This is a genomic window from Roseateles sp. (assembly GCF_036486225.1).
GTDB lineage: Bacteria > Pseudomonadota > Gammaproteobacteria > Burkholderiales > Burkholderiaceae_C > Roseateles.
Genome location: NZ_DASVNZ010000138.1, coordinates 1 through 4,360 on the forward strand (window position 1 = coordinate 1; position 4,360 = coordinate 4,360).

A 4,360-nucleotide genomic window follows, 5' to 3' on the forward strand; every position below is an offset into this window, starting at 1 on the left:
GCGGCACCGGCGCCGGGGAGCGCGCAACGCCGCGCGCCGGCGGACGACGCGGAGCTGGCGGGCCGCCGCGTCCTGATGGTCGAGGACAACCCGGTGAACATGATGATCGCCGTGGCCATGCTCGAGCAGTGGGGCGCGGAGGTCTCGCAGGCCAGCGACGGCAGCCAGGCAGTGGAGGCGGTGACGGCCGCGGCCAGCATGGGCAAGCCCTTCGATGCGGTGCTGATGGACGTGCAGATGCCGGTCATGAGCGGCCACGAGGCGACACGGCAACTGCGCCAGCGCTACGACGCGACGGAGTTGCCGATCATCGCGTTGACGGCGGCGGCGCTGGTCCAGGAACGCGACGAGGCGCTCGCCGCGGGGATGAACGAGTTCCTCACCAAGCCGATCGACGCGCAGCGGCTGAGGCAGGTGTTGGTGAAGCTCACCGCAGACTGAGCGGGTCAGCGGTCACCGTCCGCCGCGTTGATCCCTTCCCGGTAGTGCCGACGACCGGCAAGCACCCGAAGCTCCGCGCGAATCTGCTGTGACAGGCTCATGGCCTCTTCAGCTTCCTGTCGCGTGACGTGCCGGTCTGTCGAGTAGTCAGCAGCATTCCTGCTGCGGCGAAGATCGCCCAGCCTCTTGGCCAAACCCTTCTCGCCGCTACGTTCGTAGTGCTCCTGGGTCCACTGGTGAACCTTGGGATGTCGTTTGGAAATGCCTGCCATGTCGCGAGCCCTCAAGAACACCCCGTAATAGGAGCGAGACACCGCGCTGCGGTTGCTCGCTTCATCATTTCGGGTCCAGAGATGCTTCGCGACGATGAGGACTTCATCGGGGTCAAAAACCGTCATCGTTCAGCCCTCACCTCACCAGGTGCCGATCTTCGAATCGACCGGGCCATGCTCGAACAAAGGCGACCAGCCACAGACGATCAATCGCAGGAACGGTCGTGTGCAGCGCTTCGAACGCTTCGATCTCAGGATGGGGATACTTCGCGTCCGGTGCATAGCCGAAGAGCGTGAACTGCAAGTCCATGTTGTGCTCCTCGGGATCCTGGATCACGCGGACGCTGATCTGCCGGTCTCCCGCGCATCGCGCAAGCTCCCGATCGACAACCCAGAAGTCCTCGCGCAGAAGATGCGGATGCTTCTGCGCATACCATTCGAGGATGTCCTCGTAGTCCTCCGTCCCGCGAAGCGCCTGGAGGTCGTACGGCCACTCACCGGGCGAACAAGGGTTCATCCACGGCCGGTAGAGGTACGGCTTCTGACTCTTGCTGTATACCCACACCGGCCGTCCGGGCTCAAGGAACTCCGGCACTGGCGCCAGCGCGGCCTCCTCAGGCTCGTCTTCGAATTCGATTCGCTGCAACATCGTTTCTGCCTTTCTGCCATCGACCTCATGTCGACGCGATGTACGCATTCTCGAAATCGAATCCCTTTCTGCCATGACTCAAAGTTGCGGGCGGCGGGGGGTATGAAGAGGGCCCACCTTTGAGGGAATGAGGCGCCTCTTCTGAGCCCGCCGCGGCGCCATGCGAAATGGCGCAGTCTTCACCTCGCGCTCAGGCTGGTGCCCTTCCAATCCGCCGCCTGCCAGCGCTGGAACGCACCGAGCATCGTCACGTCGCCGGCTTGACGCTTGGTCTCCAGCGTGTCGAGGTCGACCAGTTCATAGCTGCGCTTGTAGCGGCCTTCGGCGCGGGACTCGCGCGCGACCAGCAGTTCCTTGCCGCCGGGCACCCAGCCAGCAAATTCAGCGTAGCCCAGGCCCGGCTGCGCCGCCACCGGCGGCAGCACGGACACCTTCCAGCCCTGCGCCGTGCGGCGCAGCAGCCAGAGCTCGCGCCAGCCGTCCGCAGGCACCGAGGCGATCGAGATCGCCGTGCCCTCGCGGTTGATCCGCGCCGAGGCCGTCATCACCAGTCCCCAGGCGCAATGGCGCAGCAGCGGCGCGCTGCCTTCCTTCGCACCGTTCATCGTCAGCGTCAGGCAGGTCTCGCCAGGCTGGCCGGCGGCCACGTTCAGCTTCACGGGTCCGAGCGCCTGCTCCGGCGCCCCCATCGGCAGCGCGGCCCAGCGCATCGCATTGCCGCGCATGGCGGCGTCGTTGTAGGTCGGTTGATCGTCGTCGGACAGCTCCGCCGGCACCACGCGCGCAAACGCCTCGAGCGAACGGCGCGATGCGGCTGAGGAGGCGTCCACCTGCAAGGCCACGGGCACGGCAGCCGCACCGGTTGCACCGGCAGCGCCCGCGGCGCTCGCGGCACTTGCTCGACGCGCACGGATGAACGCCAGACTGCTCCACACGCCCGACTGCCGCATCAGCACGCGGTTGCGCCAGTGCGTCGCCAGCGCCGGGTCCCTCAGATCGACCTTGTCGAGGACGTCCGCGCGCCACTGGTCCATCTGCTCGCGCTGCGGCGGCGTCGCCACCGGGTCCAGGCAGTCGACGCGCGTCAGCGCCAGCGCGGCGCGCGCCTTCTGCTCCGGCGTCGACGCGGGCATCGCCAGCACGCGGCGGAACGCCTCGCCGTCGTAGCAGAGCTGCATGGCGCCGGCCTCGCGCTCCAGCGTGCGGAAGCGAAGGCCGTAACGCGCGGCGACGTCGAGCTGCGCGGCAACCTGCGTTTCCGCTGCGGACGGTGCGACCGTCGCCACGCCGTCCGACCGCGACTGCGTGCGCGAGGCACGATCGGCCAGCCGCTCGGCGAGCGTGCCCATCGCATCGAGCGCCTCCGCGCCGTCGATGCCGTTCATCTGCGCTGCGGTGGTCGACTGCACGTAGGCGGCGGCCAGGCCCAGGCCGAGCGATTCCGAGCCCGGTTGCTGGCGCACGACGCGCAGCACGGCCAGCAGCGCGTCAGGCTGCGCGGCGGGTCCGTTCAACGGCAGCAGCGCGGCCTTGCGGACGAAGCCGCCGCGCTCGCGGCGGTAGTCGTAGACCTGGAAGTGATCGGGGCGCTCGCCGCGGATCTCCAGCGCCTCGCCGCGCCAGAGCTGCGCCTGCGCCGGCGACGAGTCCTTGGCCGCCGCGCGCATCGCGACGTTGTCCTGCACCACCAGCGCGGTGCGCGGCGCCGCGTCGTCCGGGCCGACGCGTTTGATCGGCGGCTTCGGCGTCGTGTCGTCTGCTGTGGCATTGACCGCGGCATTGGTCGCGGCATTGGCCGAATGGACACAGAGCAGCTGGACAGCGACGGCGGCGATGGCGGCGGCCATCACGAGCTTCATGCGGCACATGGCGTTCTCCTTCGTGGCATTCATTGCGCGGACTGCTCTTGGGTCGACGGCGTCGCTTGCTCGGACTTCGTGCCCAGCAGCGTCTTGCCGATGAACCCGCCGTCCGACGGCGGCGGCGCGATGATCACCTGCACCTTGTCGGACAGCTTGTCGGCCATGGCCTTCTGGATCAGCAGCGGATGGCGGCTCAGCAGCGCGCCCTCGGCGGCCATCTGGTCGACCGCGACCTTGCCGATGCGCGTCTGGCGATAGGCCTCCGCGTCGGCCAGCTTCTCGCGCGCCTTGGCCTCGCCCTCGGCTTCGATGCCGCGCGCCTGCGCGTTGCCTTCGGCCATGCGCACGCGCGCGACGCGCTCGGCCTCGGCTTCCAGCTGGCGCTGCTCGACCTGGCGCTGCTTGAACGGCAGCACGTGCTTCATCGCCTCTTCCTGGCCCTTGGCGGCGATGATCTGCTCGCGCGCCGCGGCTTCGGCGGAGGTCTCGCGACGGACCTTCTCGGCGGCCGCCTCCAGCTCGGTCTGCTTGACCTGCTTCTCCTTGAGCTCCAGCGTGTAGCGCATCTTCTCGCTGGCCAGGCCTTCGGAGAGCAGGTTCTCCAGACCGGCGCGGTACTCCTGCGGCAGGTCGACGTTGCCGATCTCCAGACCGCGCAGCACGACGCCGTCCAGCGCCAGCTTGCGGCGAAGCTCGGACTCCAGCGCGGCCTGGATGGGACCGCGCTGCGTCGAGAAGATCTCGCGCACCGTGTGCGTGGCAATCTGGCGATAGACGATGCCCTGCAGCGCCGGCGCGATCACGTCGCCTTCGATGTCTTCGGGCAGCGAGGCGGCGAGCTGCGCCAGCCGCGTCGGATCGACGGTCCAGCGCACGGTCAGGTCCAGGCCCAGGGAGAGCCCTTCGAGCGACTGCAGCGGCGCCTCGCCGTCGGCGCGGGCGAAGCGCTCCGGGTGATAGCTGCGGTCGCGCACCGGCAGATCGCGGACGTCGTGAAGACCGGGGATCTGGAGCATCGAGCCCGAACGGGCCTCGGTCACGCCGCCGGTCAGCAGGTTGGTGCGCAGGCTGACGGCGCCGCGCGGCACTTCATGCACCGGCGGATGCGTCACCAGCAGCGCCACCGCGCCGGCCAC

Annotated in this window: 5 protein-coding genes; 1 reads left to right on the forward strand and 4 read right to left on the reverse strand. The window is 68.9% G+C overall.

Annotation, left to right across the window (positions count from 1 at the left end):
- On the forward strand, window positions 1–441 hold a 441-nt coding region (locus VF536_RS09635), incomplete at its 5' end, for a response regulator (protein ID WP_331614622.1).
- A gap of 5 nt (window positions 442–446) precedes the next feature.
- Here VF536_RS09635 and VF536_RS09640 read toward each other — a convergent pair.
- From VF536_RS09640 to VF536_RS09655, 4 genes are all read right to left on the reverse strand, one after another.
- Entirely contained in the window at window positions 447–839 is a 393-nt protein-coding gene (locus VF536_RS09640) for a hypothetical protein (RefSeq protein WP_331614623.1), read from the reverse strand.
- Window positions 840–849: 10 nt separating this feature from the next.
- Window positions 850–1,362 (reverse strand): hypothetical protein, encoded by a 513-nt coding sequence (locus VF536_RS09645; protein WP_331614624.1) that lies wholly within the window; start codon window positions 1,360–1,362, stop codon window positions 850–852.
- A 179-nt stretch (window positions 1,363–1,541) separates the two neighbouring features.
- The gene (locus tag VF536_RS09650) at window positions 1,542–3,254 is read right to left on the reverse strand and encodes a hypothetical protein (RefSeq protein ID WP_331614625.1); all 1,713 of its coding nucleotides are present in this window, start codon (window positions 3,252–3,254) and stop codon (window positions 1,542–1,544) included.
- A partial coding sequence (locus VF536_RS09655) for an SPFH domain-containing protein (RefSeq protein ID WP_331614627.1) occupies window positions 3,251–4,360 on the reverse strand: 1,110 nt, incomplete at its 5' end. The genes VF536_RS09655 and VF536_RS09650, both read right to left, overlap by 4 nt.